This window comes from Caldimicrobium sp. SLHALR3, from assembly GCF_058692735.1.
This window is the reverse complement of the sequence record NZ_CP182484.1, coordinates 143997-158714: the sequence shown is the minus strand read 5'-3', so window position 1 is coordinate 158714 and position 14718 is coordinate 143997. Positions and strand designations below refer to the sequence as shown.

The following is a 14718-nucleotide window of genomic DNA, read 5'->3' as shown; positions in this document are numbered from 1 at the left end:
TTTTTGGAAAAGTCTGTTTTTCTTTTCTAAGGTTTTAGGTGGAAAAGAAAAATTATTATTTAGAAAGGATAATAAAAAATTTTTTGGGATTTTTGGCTTTTTTTTCAGGAGCTATCTTTCCTTTAACAGTTTTTCTTATACTTTTTTATGAATCCCGTTTAGCTATTAAAAACTTTGGTGTAGTCAAATTTTTGACTACTTCTACTTGGGATCCTGTTTCTGAAACCTTTGGTGGTCTCACTATGATTGTAGGAACTCTTATAAGCACTTTTATTGCTATCCTTATTGCTGCTCCTGTAGCTATAGGAATAGCAATTTTCATAACTGAACTTGCTCCTTCTTGGCTTAAAGGAATTATTGCAAGTGCTATTGAGCTTCTGGCAGCTATTCCAAGTATAATTTACGGAATGTGGGGATTTTTAATTCTTGCTAACTTTATGAGATCTTATGTAGAGCCTTTTTTACAAAAAATATTTTTACCTATTCCTTTGTTAGGTAGACTCTTTTCTGGAACCCCAACGGGAATTGATGTTTTAACCACTTCTTTGGTTCTTTCAATAATGGTTATTCCTTTTATGGCTTCAGTGGTAAAGGATTCATTTAATCTCGTTCCCTCTGTAATGAAAGAATCAGCTTATAGTCTTGGAGCAACAAAATGGGAAGTAATAAAAGATGTGGTAATTCCTTATACTGCTTCTGGGATAACAGGTGGTCTTGTTCTTTCAACAGGAAGAGCCTTGGGAGAAACCATGGCAGTTACTTTCTTAGCAGGAAATGTAGCTCAAATTCCCACATCTTTATTTTCTCCTTTTACCACCATAACTGTAGCTTTAGCAAATCAATTTACAGAAGCAGATACCCCTCTTTACCTTTCTTCTCTTTTTTACCTTTCTTTCATACTTTTTGTCGTTTCTTTTATAATTCTTAGTCTCGCAAAACTTATGGTTCTTCGCCTGCAAAAAAGATGGAAATAAGAGTTTTTAAAAGAAAATTAGTAAATAATTTAATGTTATTTATTTCTTTGCTTGCTGCATTTTATGGTTTATTTTGGCTTTTTTGGATTCTTGGGACTTTATTTATTAATGGATTTAAGTATCTTAGTTTAGATCTTTTTTTACAGGATCCTACTCCTCCAGGAATTGAAGGAGGAGGGTTAAGGCATGCCTTTATAGGACACTTTATTATAACTTTCTTCGCTACTTTAATTGGTATTCCCATTGGGATTTGTTCCGGGATTTATTTTGCTGAATATGGCAGAAATTCAAAATTTTTTATGGCATTAAAAAATATTACTGACATAATGGTAAGCACTCCCTCTATTATTATGGGAGCAGTTATGTATGCTTTGATGGTAGTGCCTTTTAAGCAATTTAACGCTCTTTCTGGAATATTTGCTTTAGCGCTTCTTATGATTCCAGTAATAAGTGTAACTACTTACGAAATGTTAGATCTTGTTCCACATACCTTAAGGGAAGCAGCCTATGCTCTTGGAGCTTACAGATGGCAAATTATAAAAGATATTACTTTTAGAGCTGCTAAAGTTGGTATTTTAACCGGTGTGCTTTTAGGGGTTGCAAGAATTTCTGGAGAAACTGCTCCTTTACTTTTTACAGCATTCAATAATGCTTATCTATCTTTTGATCTTTTTAAACCAATGGCAACTCTCACTGTAACTATTTTTAACTACATTATGGGACCTTATGAATATTGGCATAAACAAGCTTGGGCCGCCTCTTTATTTTTGACACTTTTTGTTTTAATCCTCTCTCTTTTTGCAAAATCTCTTCTTCATTTTGGCACACTTAATCCCTTTAGGTGGAAAATAAAAAATAAATAAGGGTTTTAAAATGGAAAAAAATGTAGAGATAGAAGTAAGAAATTTAAATTTTTACTACGGAGAAAAGCTAGTTTTAAAAAATATAAATTTAACTATCTACAAAAATAAAATTACGGCACTTATAGGACCCTCTGGTTGCGGTAAAACTACTTTTTTAAGATGCTTAAACAGAATGCACGACCTCTATGTAGGAAATAGATATGAAGGAGAAATAATTTTTGAGGGAAAAAACATTTTAGAAAGAAATATAGACTTAATTGCTTTAAGATCTAAAATAGGAATGGTTTTTCAGAAACCTACTCCTTTTCCCATGAGTATATTTGACAATGTAGCTTATGGACTTAGGCTAAAAGGTATAAAAGGTTCTGAGCTTAAGGATAGAGTTGAGAAAGCTTTGAAAGATGCAGCTTTATGGGATGAAGTGAAAGACAAACTTAAAGAAAGTGCCTTTTCTCTTTCTGGAGGGCAACAACAAAGGCTTTGTATTGCAAGAGCCATTGCTGTAGAACCAAAAGTGCTTTTATTTGACGAGCCAACCTCTGCACTCGATCCCATATCCACCTCAAAAATTGAAGAACTTATAGTAACTCTTAAAACCAAAGTAACTGTCGTGATAGTTACTCATAATATGCAACAGGCAGCAAGGATTTCAGATTATACAGCTTTTATGTATCTCGGAGAATTAATAGAAGTTGGACCTACAGAGAAAATCTTTACCACACCCGAAAAAAAGCTTACAGAAGATTATATTACAGGAAGATTTGGTTAAAAAGAGGTGATCTGTGTTTATTCCAGAGGGTTTTCTTTTTTCGGCAGTTAGTTGTGGAATAAAAGAAAAAAATAAGTTAGATTTAGGATTAATCTATTCTTCGGAAAATCTTACTGCCTGGGGTGTGTTTACCACAAATACGGTTAAAGCTGCTCCTGTAATTTTAGGAAAAAGATTTATTAGAGAAGAAGAAATCCACGGAATTGTTGCTAATAGCGGTGTTGCTAATGCCTGCACAGGGGAAGAAGGAATAAAAAAGGCACTAACTGTTTTGAAAGAAATTGCCAAAAAATTAAACATTTCTTATAAAAGTCTTCTTCCCGCCTCAACAGGGGTTATAGGTAAACAATTGCCACTTGAAAAGATTTTGCCGAATATTGATAATCTGATATCCAATCTTTCAGCTGAAAATTATATTCAATTTGCTAAAGCTATTATGACTACAGATACTTTTCCAAAGGTAGTCTATAGAAAAACGAAAGAAGGAATAATTATACTTGGAATAGCAAAAGGCGCTGGAATGATAGCACCAAATATGGCTACCATGCTTGCTTTTATTTTAACAGATGCAAAGATTTCTAAAGATTATCTCAGAAAACAGCTTCCTAAAATTGTAGAACAAAGCTTTAATAGAATAACTGTAGATGGAGATACAAGCACAAATGACACAGTTTATATGCTTTGTAGTAACTTAAAGAAGGTTGAAGATTTAAAGGGGTTTAAAGAGAGTTGTTTAGAAGTAGCTAAGGAGCTTGCATATCTTATAGTAAAAGATGGGGAAGGGGCAAGTAAAGTTATAAAAATAGTTGTAAAAGGTGCAAAAACTAAAAAAGAAGCTAAAGCTCTTGCAAATTCTATTACTAACTCCTTACTTGTAAAAACAGCTTTTTATGGAGAAGACCCCAATTGGGGAAGAATATTTGCAGCTCTTGGCAAAACAGGAATAAAATTTGATCCAGAAGAAATTGAAATTTATTTAAATGGAATACCCTGGATTATTAATCTTAAAAAGGTTAAAAATGAAGATAAAATTAGGGAAGAGATGAGAAAACCTGAACTTGAACTTTGTATTAAACTTAAACATGGGAAACTAGGCTATGAGGTTTTAACCAATGATTTAACAGAAGAGTATATCAAAATAAATGCTCGCTATACAACATGAAGATACTTCTTACTAATGATGACGGAATTTATGCAGAGGGTCTTTGTGCTTTATATGAAGTTTTAAGTTTAGATCATGAAATTTATATAGTTGCTCCTGAAGTTGAAAGAAGTGCTGTGGGTCATGCCATTACTATTGACCAGCCACTAAGAGTGACCAAGGTAAAAAGGGGGAAATTTTTCTGGGGATATGCCATAAACGGAACCCCTGCAGATTGCGTTAAACTTGCAATTTATGAACTTATAGGACCTGTAGATTTGGTTATTTCAGGGATTAATAAAGGTGCAAATGTAGGAATTAATCTTTTGTATTCTGGAACTGTTTCCGCAGCAACTGAAGCAAAAATATTAGGATATTCTTCTATTGCTGTTTCCATAGATGCCTATAAAGATATAGACTATTGTTTTGCAGCAAATTTTGTAAGTAGGTTTATAAATTATGTATTTGATTTACCTCTTGATTTACCCTTTTGTTTAAATATAAACATTCCTCATATAAATCCTTATAAAATTAAAGGGGTGAAATTTGTGAGACAATCAACTGCTAAATTGAAAGAAATTTTTGATAAAAGACTTGATCTTCATGATAAAATCTATTACTGGCAGGGAGCAGAAGAATATACAGAAAAAGACCCTGATACAGATGTTGTTGCATTAAAAGAAGGATATATAACTATTACACCAATTCAATTTGACCTAACTAATTACTCCACATTAAATAATCTTAGACAAATAAGCGACAAATTAATCATAAACTTTTAATCTTGAATTTTGTTAAAATTGGTTTATTTTTTAATAAAAATATTTAAGTTGTAATGTAGGAGGGGCTGATAATAATGAGAAAAAGGGGAAGAATAGTAACCATTGATGATGTTAGATTTGTATATGAAAATTATGCTAATATGAGTGCTTCTGAAATTGCTGAAAAACTTGGAATAAGTAAGTTTCAGGTAAATAAAATTGTAAATGAGTTGAGAAAAAGAGGGGTTAATATTCCTAAAAAAATTGGAAAAAAAGTTAATGTATACGATAAATTTGTAGAAGAATTGAAAAAAGCTAATAAGCTTTAATATAAAACTTGGTCAATTAACTGACAATCTTTCTTAATTTGATTTTTAAGTTCATCTATGGATGAAAATTTTCTTTCTTCTCTTATGTATTTTACAAGTTCAATTTTTAAGATTTTTCCGTAGATGTCTTTATTAAAATTAAAAATGTGAACCTCAATGGAGGTTTCCTTTTCCTCAAAGGTGGGTCTTTTTCCTATATTTAAAGCCCCTTTAAATCTTTCGTTATCTATGGTTACCCACACAGCATAAACTCCTGCTGGCGGGAGTAGTTTATCAGGAGAAACCTCTACATTAGCTGTGGGATATCCCAAATGTTTTCCTCTTCCTTTTCCCTTTATCACTTTCCCCAGAATAATATAAGGTCTTCCGAGAAGTTTGTTAGCTTCTTCAATTTGAGCTTTTTTAATAAGATTTCTTATTACTGTGCTCGAAATTATAATACCATCTAAAATTACAGGGGAGATAGGTTTTAATATAAAGTTGTATTTTTGTGCCAGTTCTTTTAAATATTCTATATCTCCCGTTCTTCCTTTACCAAATCTAAAGTTAAACCCCACCACTACTCCCTTTGCTTTGAGTTTGTCTACTATATATTCTTGCACGAAAAGATCGGCAGAAAGATCAGAAAGTGCTTTAGTAAAAGGGATTAAAGCGACATCCTTTATTTCTAATTCAGAAAATAAGTAAAGTTTTTCTTCCAAAGTGGTTAGAAGTTTAAAATTGGACTCGGGAAAAAGCACAGTGCGAGGATGGGGGTTAAAGGTTACTACTAAAGGTTTTAAATTTAAACTTTTTGCAAGAGAGATAGTTTCTTCAAAAAGGACTTTATGTCCTAAGTGAATTCCGTCAAAGCTTCCTATAGTAATTACAGTTTCAAAGGAAAGTGGGAAGTCCTTAGGGGTATAAATTTTCAACTTTTCCCTCCACAAGATTGAGAAAGCTATCAAATAGATAAATGGAATCGTGAGGTCCTGGAGCGTTTTCAGGATGATACTGAACAGACATGGCTTTGAGCTCTGGAACAAATATACCTTCTAAAGTATTATCATTTAAGTTAATGTGTGTTATTATGGCTGATTTAGGAAGTTCTTCTTTTCTAACGCAGAATCCGTGATTCTGAGAGGTAATTTCTACCCTTTTGTTAAAAAGATTTAATACGGGGTGATTTATTCCTCTATGTCCAAACTTGAGTTTATAAGTTGTTGCGCCAAGAGCCTGACCTAAAATTTGATGCCCCAAACAAATTCCAAAAATTGGCTTTTTACCAAGAAGCTTTTTAACATTTTCAACTATTTTAGTTAGTGGGGCAGGGTCACCTGGACCATTTGATATAAAAATTCCATCTGGATTGTGAGAAAGAATTACTTCTGCATCTGTATAGGCAGGAAAAACTAAACACTCACAATCTCTTTCAGTAAAAAGCCTAAGCTGATTGAATTTTAAGCCACAATCAATAACAGCAATTTTATATTTAGCTTCTCCTTTAAATGTTTTAAAATTCTCTTTTCCATTTTTACCAAAGTAGTATGTTTCTTTACAAGTTACATATTTTACCAGATCTCTTCCTACATAATCAGGGCTTTCTTTAACTTTTTCTAAAAACTTTTTAGGATCAAGGGTTTCCGTAGTTATACCTCCCTTCATAGCTCCATAGAGTCTGATATGTCTTGTAAGTGCCCTTGTATCTATACCTTCAACCCCTATTATATTGTTTTCTGATAGCCAGTCTCCTAAAGATTTTTCAGCTCTCCAGTTGCTATAAAATGGTTGATACTCCTTTACTATAAATCCTGCTACCTGAATTTTTTCACTTTCTACATCCTCATGATTAACCCCATAGTTTCCTATTAAGGGATAGGTCATCGTAACTATTTGTCCATAATAAGAGGGATCGGTAAGTATTTCCTGATAACCAGTCATTCCTGTATTAAAAACTATTTCCCCAAAGGTTTCACCTTCTACAGTAAAAGAATATCCCCAAAAGTGCGTTCCATCTTCTAACATAACAAGTGCTTTCTTTTTTTTCATTTTTTCAAATCTTAAACTAATTTTTTAATTTATTTTTTGACTCCCACAAAAGGTATTCTCTTATAAATTCGTCAATTTCTCCATCAAGAACTTCCTCAACTTTATAGGTTTCGTATTGGGTTCTATGGTCTTTTACCACTTTGTAAGGATGTAAAATATAAGATCTTATCTGATTTCCCCAGCTTATTTCTTTTTTTTCTCCAATCAAACTTTCTTTCTTTTGCTCAAGTTTTTGTTTTTCCAATTGATATAATTTTGATTTTAATATTTTAAGGGCGGTCATTTTATTAAGATATTGACTTCTCTCATTCTGACAAGTTACTACTATTCCTGTTGGAATATGAGTTATTCTTACTGCGGTTTCGGTTTTGTTAACATGTTGTCCACCGTGTCCACTTGCTCTCATAGTTTCAATTTTTAAATCTTCTGGTTTTATTTCTACTTCAATATCTTCTTCAATTTGTGGTATAACTGTAACTCCTGCAAAGGAGGTATGACGTTTTGAATTTGCGTTAAAGGGAGATATTCGTATAAGTCTGTGGACACCTTTTTCTCCCTTTAAATATCCATAAGCATTTTCTCCTTCCACAAGGAGAACTGCATTTTTTATCCCTGCTTCTTCTCCTGGAAGAATATCAACTATTTTTACCTGATATCCTTTTTTTTCAGCCCATTTTACATACATTCTAAGGAGAATTAATGCCCAGTCCTGTGCATCTGTTCCACCTGTGCCAGCGTGAATACTTAAAATCGCAGATAACTGATCGTATTCTCCAGAAAGTAAAAGCTTTGATTCCTCAGTTTTAAAATTCTTTTCAAAAAAGAAGAGCTCTTCTAAAAGAGTATTGAATAGCTCCTGGGTTTTTTCTTCTTTATAAAGAGAATACCACTCTAAAAGTTCTTGAAACTTTTTATTAAGATTTTCAAAAATAGCCAATTTTTGCGAAATTTGGGCTCTTTTTTTGAGTAGTTTCTTTACTTCTGGAGAATCCCAATTTACTTCTCTTTGAAGTTTTTCTTCAATTTCAATTAATTGACTTTTTAATTTTGGGGGTTCAAAGACACCCCCTTAAATCTTGCAATTTCTCCTCATAAGTTTTTATCAATTTTTCTAAATCTACATTTTTATAAACTTGATAAGCTACCTGCATAGCAGATAAAATATAATCCATTTTTGAAGAAAATAAAGTTTTCAGAAAAATTTTAGAGAATCTTTTAATTGAGAAATATGCTTTTGAGAAATTTCTTTTCCGTCAAACATCAAATAGCTAAAATCCTTTTTAAAAAGAAGTTCTACCACCTTTTGAATTTCCTCAGAATCTATTTTAAAATCTTTGGGAAAAGGAAAAAGGTTGTTTAAACTCCAGAGACTTAAAAATTTTACTGCCAAATCTGAAGAATTAATAAGATGTTTATATATATGATGATGCACTTCCTTTTCTAAAAGTTCGTTTCTATACTTTTGGGCAAGTCTTCCCAGTCCCCATATAACACCTCTTTGAGCAGGGGGAAATTCTAAATAATTGTCAGCCTTATATTTTTGTACATCTCCCGGATCCCATATATAAGATACAAAAATGGAAAGATATTCATTTTTAAGTCCAGTATGATTATATAAAGCTTCAGCAAACCCTTCTGGAACACCCCAAGCCATACCTCCTGACTCTTCGTTAAGCATCCATATAAGACGCCTTATTATTATCCTTGCCTTTTCCATGTCTTTTTTAGCAATTTGAGAAACTATGTATCCAAATCCGATTATAGCTTTCCAGCGTATTTCTTCCTTAGGATGTAAAAAAGCTGCAATGAGATGACTTACGATTTTGGTATGAGGAAGTTGACAAAGAGAACTTAAAACGCTATTAATATCTTCTTTTTCAAGTATTTCCCAAACTTCTCTTTTTAAATAAACAGACAACTTTTCTCTAAGAACTTTCTTTTATTTTTTTAGCAACGTCTTTCCTAATTCCTCACATTGTTTTAATGTGTCATTATCAGGCGCAAACTTTACTTTTATACCTTCATGAACTACCTCAGCTTTTATTTCAGTTAAAATCTCATTTAAAATCTTTACAGATTCTCCGCTCCAGCTATAGGAACCAAAAGCAGCTCCTATTTTACCTCTTGGTCTTAAACCTTTCATGTAGTGTGTAAAACCAGCTACTGTTGGCATAATTCCATTATTTAAAGTAGGTGAACCAAGCACCAAACCCTTTGCAAGCATTACCTCAGTCATCACCTCTGTAATATCTGAGACAGAAAGCTTAAAAATTCTTGTCTCTAAGCCTTCCTTTACCACTCCATCTAAAATAGCATAAGCCATTTTCTCTGTGCTTTTCCACATAGTATCATAAACTATTACTACTCTTGGATCAGCAACATAATTGCTCCATTTATCATAAAGAGTAATAATTTCTTTAATGTTTTTTCTCCAGATTACACCATGATCAGGACAAATAAGCTCTATCTCAAGACCGAGATCCTTTATAGTTTTTAAAAGGTTTTGAACTTTGGGAGAATACGGTAATACAATGTTGGCATAATATTTAGCAGTTTCTTGAATTAACGCACAATAATCAACCTCATCGTCAAACCTTTGGGAAGTTGCATAATGTGCTCCAAAGGCATCCTGAGAAACGAGTATTTTTTCTTCAGGAATATAGCTTATCATACTGTCCGGCCAGTGAATCATAGGAGTTTCTATAAATCTAATAGTTCTTTTTCCGACTTTCACTTCTTTTCCTGTGGTAACTTCTTCAAAGGGGAAATCGTCTCTATGAAAATAACCTTTTAATCCATCTTTTCCTCTTTTGGTGATAAAAATCTTTTCTGGTTTTATAATTTCTACTAACTTTAAAAAACCACCAGCATGATCTGGCTCTATGTGATTTATAATTAAGTAATCTATTTTTTCCGGATTGATTATGCTTTTAATTCTTAAAAGTATTTCTTCTTCAAACCCATGTTTCACCGTGTCAAAAAGAGTGATTTTCTCATCTATTAGTAAATAAGCATTGTAGGTTGTTCCTCTTATTGTTGAATATCCATGAAAATTTCTTACATTCCAATCTATGGCTCCAACCCAGTAAAAATCTTCCTTTATCTTAACTCCCTCCATATTTAACCTCCATTCCTTTAAACTATTTCAGAACTGGCTCAGAATCCTCTTTAGGTGCTCCACAGGAAGGGCAAACCCAATCATCTGATAAGCTTTCAAAGGGTGTTCCAGGAGGAATGTTATTTTCTGGATCTCCTTCATTAGGATCATAAATATAACCGCAAACACTACATCTATATTTTTTCATAACCTACCTCCTATTTTAATGGTCACAGACTTTGGAAGATTCCCAAAGTCCGTGGAGATTGCAGTATTCTTTGGCAAGCACTTTTTGAGCATCAACTTCAAAGGTGGCTTCTGGTGCATCTCCAGGCTTTAAAAATTTGATGTAAACTCGGTCTTCATTTGCATGAAGCTCAATCCACTCAATATAATGCTCTTCGCTCATAGGATGAGGAGTGCTTCCCACTTTTACTTTGTATTCATTACCCCTCTTTTCAATTACAGGAACATGCTTTTCAGTAGCAGCATCAACTGAACCAGCAACTTGCAGTTTCATAGGCTGACCGCAACATACAAGCACACCCTTCCCACCGTGCATAACTAAAACTATATTCCCGCATACTTCACACTTATAAATCTCTAATTTCTCAGCCATCTTTTACCTCCTTGTTTAAAATTTTTTTAATTTTCAAATTAATACAAATTTGAATTTTGTCAATGAAATTTTTACAACTTTTCGTAAATATCTTTAAGTTCTCTTAAGACTTCCTTTATAACCCTTTTTAGAGCTTCCTCTGAGGAAAGTTTTTTCATTTCTTCTTTTTTGAGAAGGTTTTTAATACCATCAAGAGAATATCCCTCTTGAAGAAGTTCTTTGACTTTGGCAAGAAGAGCAACCTGTTCTTTTTTATAAAATTTTCTGTTAGAAATACGATAGGGTTTAAGCTGAGGAATTTTTTTCTCCCAGTAAAGAAGAATATGAGGTTTAACTTTAAGAAGATTTACAACCTTGCTAAAACTTATATAAAGTCCTTCATCCTGATTATTTTTGATTTTCATTATGTAGGTTAGCTCTAAATTGTGGAGCTATACGAAATACTACCTTTTTAAACGGTTTTATTTTTACTTCTTCTTTGGTTTTTAAGTTTCTACCCTTTTTTTCTTTTGTCTTGTAGGGAATAAAGCTTCCAAATCTTACAATTTTAACCTCTTCACACAATTCTAAAGCTTTTTTAATTTCCTCTAAAAGTTCATCAACTAAATTTTTTAAAACCCTTTTAGAAAGTCCAACCTTTTTACTTAACCTATCTACGATATCTTTTTTGCTGACGGTTGACATTATCTCGGTTTAGCAGAAAACCTTTCAAATATTTTTTTAGCAACATCTTCCTGTATTTGATTAACTTCTTCATCTTTTAATGTTCTATCGGGAGCTCTATACCAAAATCTTATGGTTACACTTTTTTCTCCTTCTGGTATAGGAGGCCCTTTATAGATTCTAATACAGGATAAATCTTCTAAATAAGGAATTGATAGAGTTTTCACAAAATCTAAAATGTCTCCTATTTTTATCTCCTTTTTAATTACGCAGGTTACATCTCTTACTGTTGAGGGATATTTCGGAGGCTTTTTAACAGTAAGTTTTTCTTGTAGCAATTCGTATTTTTCAAAAAGAGACTCTAAATTTATCTCTGCTACCAAAACATTGGTTTTCAAATCAAACTCTTTTAAAACCAGATTTTTCATCTCCCCTGCAAAACCTATTTTTTCTCCTTCAAGATAGAGATCAAATGAAACCCCCCTCTTGAGAAAAGGTTCTGTAGAATAGGGTTTAAACTTTACTTCTACTCTCAAAACTTCAAAAAGGGAGCTTAAATAACCCTTAAGATCATAAATGTCAAATTTTTTTGTTTCTTCATACCATACCTCTTTATTAGCATTTCCCATAAGTAAAATTCCTAAGCAAAGAGGCTCATCTGCTAAGAGATTTCCAGTTGGGAAAAATACCTTTCCAATTTCAAAAATCTTAAGAGAATTTACTTCTCTAAAAAAGTTAAAGCAGGCACTTTCAATAAGTCCAGGAATTAAAGTGGTTCTCATAATTGATTGAGAAGAAGAAAGAGGATTTGCAAGTTCTATAAATTTTAGCCTTTTATCATTTTTTTCTAAATTAAGTTTTTCTAATGATTTAGGATCTATAAAGCTATAGGTTATTACTTCAGAAAATCCAAAAGACTTAAAAATGTTTTTAATCTTTTTCTCAAATTGTAGTTTTTTTGAAGGTGCTTTGCAATAAAGTTCGCTTCTTGGAAAGGTGAAAGGAATTTTTTCGTAACCGTAAATTCTCGCAATTTCTTCTACAAGATCCTCAGGAATTTTTAAATCTTGACGATAGGAAAAGGGAATTACCTGAAATCCAAAACCACTTTTTCTAACCTCTCCAACTTTGCTTAAAATCTTTTCTACTTCCTCGTCCGGAATTGAAAACCCAAGCATTTTAGTAAGTTTTTGTTGAAAAAGAGAGATATGAGTAGGATTAAAAACTTTAGGATAGACATCTACTATTTCAGAATATGTTTCGGGTTTGGCAATTTTTAAAATAAGTTCACTTGCTCTGAGTAATCCCAATAAAACTCCCTCAGGATCTACATTTCTTTCAAATCTATAAGAACTTTCTGTGGTTATTTTATGCCTTTGAGAACTTTTTCTGATTCTTTTAGGATTAAACCAGGCAGATTCGAGAAATATGTCCTTTGTATTTTCTGAAACTCCGGTTTCTTCTCCTCCCATAATGCCAGCAAGAACCATTGCTTTTTTAGAATCTGCTATTACAAGGTCTTCCTCAGTAAACTCTCTTTCAACTCCGTCAAGCATAAAAAGTTTTTCTCCTGGATAGGCTTTTCTCACGAGGATCGTTTTCCCTTCTATTTTTTCCCAGTCAAAGGCGTGAAGAGGTTGTCCAAATTCTAAAAGAACATAATTTGTTATGTCAACAATATTATTTATTGGTCTTAGACCGCACAACCAAAGTCTTTTTTGTATGTAGAAAGGACTTTCCTTAACTTTTACTCCGCTAAAATATCTTCCTGCATATCTAAAGCATCCGTCTGTATCTAAAATTTTTATTTCTCCAGGGAACTTTTCTCCATATCTTAAAGATTCTTCAAAGTTAGGTAGTTTTAGTTCCCATGAAGTAAGAGTGTGCAATTCTCTTGCTACTCCTATAATTGAAAGTAAATCTCCTCTGTTTGGAGTTATGGCAAGATCAAGGATGGTCTCAGAAATTTTGAGAATTTTGTATATGGATTCTCCAAGAAGAGAATCTTCTGGAAGAAGAAGTAGTTTGTCCTTTTCTTCTCCTATTCCTGCTTCATAAGGAGAAAGAAACATTCCGTAGGATTTGTATCCTTTAACTGATTTTATTTCTACTTTTTCTCCGCTGAAAATAAAACTACCAGGTTTTGCAAGTCCCACAATTAAACCTGGCTTAACTTGGTCTTTAGCAGTAGTGAGAACTGAGTAAACTTCTTTTCCATCTGTAACTTTGCAGAGAGCAAGATCCTTAAGGTCTTCTGGTTTTTTAATTTCTAAAATTTTAACAGAAATAAGTTCTCCAAGGCTTTCATAGGGATTTTCTATTGCTTCTACTTCAACCCCTCCCATAGTTAAAATTTCTGCAATTTTTTCCGGAGGCGCTTTTAATTCAATGAATTCAGAGAGCCAGCTTATAGGGACTTTCATTTAAATTCCCCTGAGTTTATGTTTACTTAAAGCTCTGTAAAAATACTAAGTGATTTTCGAAAAACATCCTTATGTCTTCTATTCCATATTTTATCATGGCGATTCTTTCTATTCCCAATCCAAAGGCAAAGCCCTGCCAGATCTCTGTATCGTAATTTACGGCTTTAAATACCTCTGGATGAACCATGCCTGCTCCGAGTATTTCTAACCATCCTGCGGATCCACATACTCTACAACCTTTTCCCTTACAAATTACGCACTCTATATCCATTTCAAGACTTGGTTCAGTAAAAGGAAAATAACTCGGTCTGAATCTAACCTTTGTTTTTTCTCCAAAAGTTTCCTTAGCAAAATAAAGCAAAATACCCTTTAAATCTGTAAAACTTACATCTCTATCTACCATTAAACCTTCTAATTGATGAAACATAGGTGAGTGTCTGATATCGGCATCGCAGCGATAAACTTTACCTGGAGCAACAATTCTTAAAGGAGGTCTTCTTTCAAGCATAGCTCTAATTTGCATAGGGGAAGTATGAGTTCTAAGTAAAGCTCCATTTTTAAGATAAAAAGTTGCCTGCATATCCCTTGCAGGATGCCAATCAGGAATGTTTAAAGCTGTAAAATTATAATAATCAGTTTCTATTTCTGGCCCTGTAACTATTTCAAAACCAAGTCTTGAAAATATTTCACATAGCTCATCTATAATCTGAGTTAGGGGATGAAGGGTTCCAATAGATGGAGTTCGTCCAGGTAAAGTAAGATCTAACCCTAAATCTTTGTCCTCTTCCTTTAAGAGAATTTCTTTTTCTTTTAGCTTTAGTTTTTCCTCTAAAAGTTCTTTTAGTTCATTAAGTTCTCTTCCTAAAAGCTTTTTTTCTTCTAAAGAAAGGTCTTTTAAAGATTTAAGGGCTGAAGTGATTTTGCCTTTTTTCCCTAAGTATTTAATCCTAAAATTTTCTAATTCAGAAAGACTTTCTATTTTTTCGAAATCTTCCCAAATTTCCCTTTTTAATTTTTCTATATCCTCAGAAACCATTTTTAAGATTTTTAA

General features: G+C 32.8%; 17 protein-coding genes. 6 read left to right on the top strand and 11 right to left on the bottom strand.

Annotated features, from left to right (window positions below; all coding sequences use genetic code 11):
- Window positions 1-38: 38 nt before the first annotated feature.
- The 6 genes from pstC (at window position 39) to ACLGLP_RS00850 (ending at window position 4837) form a co-directional block, all read left to right on the top strand.
- Window positions 39-974, top strand: a complete 936-nt coding sequence (gene pstC, locus ACLGLP_RS00875; protein ID WP_492113060.1) for a phosphate ABC transporter permease subunit PstC — start codon at window positions 39-41, stop codon at window positions 972-974.
- The gene (pstA, locus tag ACLGLP_RS00870; protein ID WP_492113059.1) at window positions 965-1837 is read left to right on the top strand and encodes a phosphate ABC transporter permease PstA; all 873 of its coding nucleotides are present in this window, start codon (window positions 965-967) and stop codon (window positions 1835-1837) included. Before pstC ends, pstA begins: the two co-directional genes overlap by 10 nt.
- Before the next feature lie 10 nt (window positions 1838-1847).
- Window positions 1848-2606, top strand: a complete 759-nt coding sequence (pstB, locus tag ACLGLP_RS00865) for a phosphate ABC transporter ATP-binding protein PstB (RefSeq protein WP_492113058.1) — start codon at window positions 1848-1850, stop codon at window positions 2604-2606.
- A gap of 13 nt (window positions 2607-2619) precedes the next feature.
- Window positions 2620-3768, top strand: a complete 1149-nt coding sequence (gene argJ, locus ACLGLP_RS00860) for a bifunctional glutamate N-acetyltransferase/amino-acid acetyltransferase ArgJ (RefSeq protein WP_492113057.1) — start codon at window positions 2620-2622, stop codon at window positions 3766-3768.
- A complete protein-coding gene (gene surE, locus ACLGLP_RS00855) occupies window positions 3765-4529 on the top strand; it encodes a 5'/3'-nucleotidase SurE (protein ID WP_492113056.1) in 765 nt (254 codons plus the stop codon). Before argJ ends, surE begins: the two co-directional genes overlap by 4 nt.
- A gap of 74 nt (window positions 4530-4603) precedes the next feature.
- The gene (locus ACLGLP_RS00850; protein ID WP_492113055.1) at window positions 4604-4837 is read left to right on the top strand and encodes a winged helix-turn-helix transcriptional regulator; all 234 of its coding nucleotides are present in this window, start codon (window positions 4604-4606) and stop codon (window positions 4835-4837) included.
- Here ACLGLP_RS00850 and ACLGLP_RS00845 read toward each other — a convergent pair.
- The 11 genes from ACLGLP_RS00845 to pheS form a co-directional block, all read right to left on the bottom strand.
- Window positions 4834-5751, bottom strand: a complete 918-nt coding sequence (locus tag ACLGLP_RS00845) for a bifunctional riboflavin kinase/FAD synthetase (protein WP_492113054.1) — start codon at window positions 5749-5751, stop codon at window positions 4834-4836. The genes ACLGLP_RS00850 and ACLGLP_RS00845 overlap by 4 nt on opposite strands.
- Window positions 5732-6865 (bottom strand): glutamine-hydrolyzing carbamoyl-phosphate synthase small subunit, encoded by a 1134-nt coding sequence (gene carA / locus ACLGLP_RS00840; RefSeq protein ID WP_492113053.1) that lies wholly within the window; start codon window positions 6863-6865, stop codon window positions 5732-5734. The genes ACLGLP_RS00845 and carA overlap by 20 nt, the downstream gene beginning before the upstream one ends.
- A gap of 16 nt (window positions 6866-6881) precedes the next feature.
- Window positions 6882-8016, bottom strand: a protein-coding gene (gene prfB, locus ACLGLP_RS00835; protein WP_492113713.1) for a peptide chain release factor 2 whose coding sequence is annotated in 2 segments (ribosomal slippage) — window positions 6882-7922 and window positions 7924-8016 — 1134 coding nt in all. Because the reading frame shifts where the segments join, the coding sequence is not laid out codon by codon here.
- Between the two features lie 41 nt (window positions 8017-8057).
- Window positions 8058-8783, bottom strand: a complete 726-nt coding sequence (locus ACLGLP_RS00830) for a DVU0298 family protein (RefSeq protein ID WP_492113052.1) — start codon at window positions 8781-8783, stop codon at window positions 8058-8060.
- A gap of 21 nt (window positions 8784-8804) precedes the next feature.
- Window positions 8805-9983, bottom strand: a complete 1179-nt coding sequence (locus ACLGLP_RS00825) for an FprA family A-type flavoprotein (RefSeq protein WP_492113051.1) — start codon at window positions 9981-9983, stop codon at window positions 8805-8807.
- A gap of 22 nt (window positions 9984-10005) precedes the next feature.
- Complete coding sequence (rd, locus tag ACLGLP_RS00820) at window positions 10006-10170, bottom strand: rubredoxin (protein ID WP_492113050.1); 165 nt, start codon at window positions 10168-10170, stop codon at window positions 10006-10008.
- Window positions 10171-10185: 15 nt separating this feature from the next.
- The gene (locus tag ACLGLP_RS00815; protein ID WP_492113049.1) at window positions 10186-10581 is read right to left on the bottom strand and encodes a desulfoferrodoxin; all 396 of its coding nucleotides are present in this window, start codon (window positions 10579-10581) and stop codon (window positions 10186-10188) included.
- Window positions 10582-10652: 71 nt separating this feature from the next.
- Window positions 10653-10985, bottom strand: coding sequence for a MerR family transcriptional regulator (locus ACLGLP_RS00810; RefSeq protein ID WP_492113048.1), 333 nt, complete (start codon window positions 10983-10985; stop codon window positions 10653-10655).
- A complete protein-coding gene (locus ACLGLP_RS00805; RefSeq protein WP_492113047.1) occupies window positions 10969-11265 on the bottom strand; it encodes an HU family DNA-binding protein in 297 nt (98 codons plus the stop codon). Before ACLGLP_RS00805 ends, ACLGLP_RS00810 begins: the two co-directional genes overlap by 17 nt.
- A complete protein-coding gene (gene pheT / locus ACLGLP_RS00800) occupies window positions 11265-13667 on the bottom strand; it encodes a phenylalanine--tRNA ligase subunit beta (protein ID WP_492113046.1) in 2403 nt (800 codons plus the stop codon). The genes ACLGLP_RS00805 and pheT overlap by 1 nt, the downstream gene beginning before the upstream one ends.
- 22 nt (window positions 13668-13689) lie before the next feature.
- Window positions 13690-14703, bottom strand: coding sequence for a phenylalanine--tRNA ligase subunit alpha (gene pheS, locus ACLGLP_RS00795; RefSeq protein WP_492113045.1), 1014 nt, complete (start codon window positions 14701-14703; stop codon window positions 13690-13692).
- Between the last annotated feature and the right edge of the window lie 15 nt (window positions 14704-14718).

What these genes read in the sequence shown, in the direction of transcription:
- pstA (WP_492113059.1), top strand. Translation starts at nt 965, where the DNA reads ATGGAAATAAGAGTTTTTAAAAGAAAATTAGTAAATAATTTAATGTTA.
- pstB (WP_492113058.1), top strand. Translation starts at nt 1,848, where the DNA reads ATGGAAAAAAATGTAGAGATAGAAGTAAGAAATTTAAATTTTTACTAC.
- surE (WP_492113056.1), top strand. Translation starts at nt 3,765, where the DNA reads ATGAAGATACTTCTTACTAATGATGACGGAATTTATGCAGAGGGTCTT.
- ACLGLP_RS00850 (WP_492113055.1), top strand. Translation starts at nt 4,604, where the DNA reads ATGAGAAAAAGGGGAAGAATAGTAACCATTGATGATGTTAGATTTGTA.
- carA (WP_492113053.1), bottom strand. Translation starts at nt 6,865, where the DNA reads ATGAAAAAAAAGAAAGCACTTGTTATGTTAGAAGATGGAACGCACTTT.
- ACLGLP_RS00825 (WP_492113051.1), bottom strand. Translation starts at nt 9,983, where the DNA reads ATGGAGGGAGTTAAGATAAAGGAAGATTTTTACTGGGTTGGAGCCATA.
- rd (WP_492113050.1), bottom strand. Translation starts at nt 10,170, where the DNA reads ATGAAAAAATATAGATGTAGTGTTTGCGGTTATATTTATGATCCTAAT.
- ACLGLP_RS00815 (WP_492113049.1), bottom strand. Translation starts at nt 10,581, where the DNA reads ATGGCTGAGAAATTAGAGATTTATAAGTGTGAAGTATGCGGGAATATA.
- ACLGLP_RS00810 (WP_492113048.1), bottom strand. Translation starts at nt 10,985, where the DNA reads ATGAAAATCAAAAATAATCAGGATGAAGGACTTTATATAAGTTTTAGC.
- ACLGLP_RS00805 (WP_492113047.1), bottom strand. Translation starts at nt 11,265, where the DNA reads ATGTCAACCGTCAGCAAAAAAGATATCGTAGATAGGTTAAGTAAAAAG.
- pheT (WP_492113046.1), bottom strand. Translation starts at nt 13,667, where the DNA reads ATGAAAGTCCCTATAAGCTGGCTCTCTGAATTCATTGAATTAAAAGCG.
- pheS (WP_492113045.1), bottom strand. Translation starts at nt 14,703, where the DNA reads ATGGTTTCTGAGGATATAGAAAAATTAAAAAGGGAAATTTGGGAAGAT.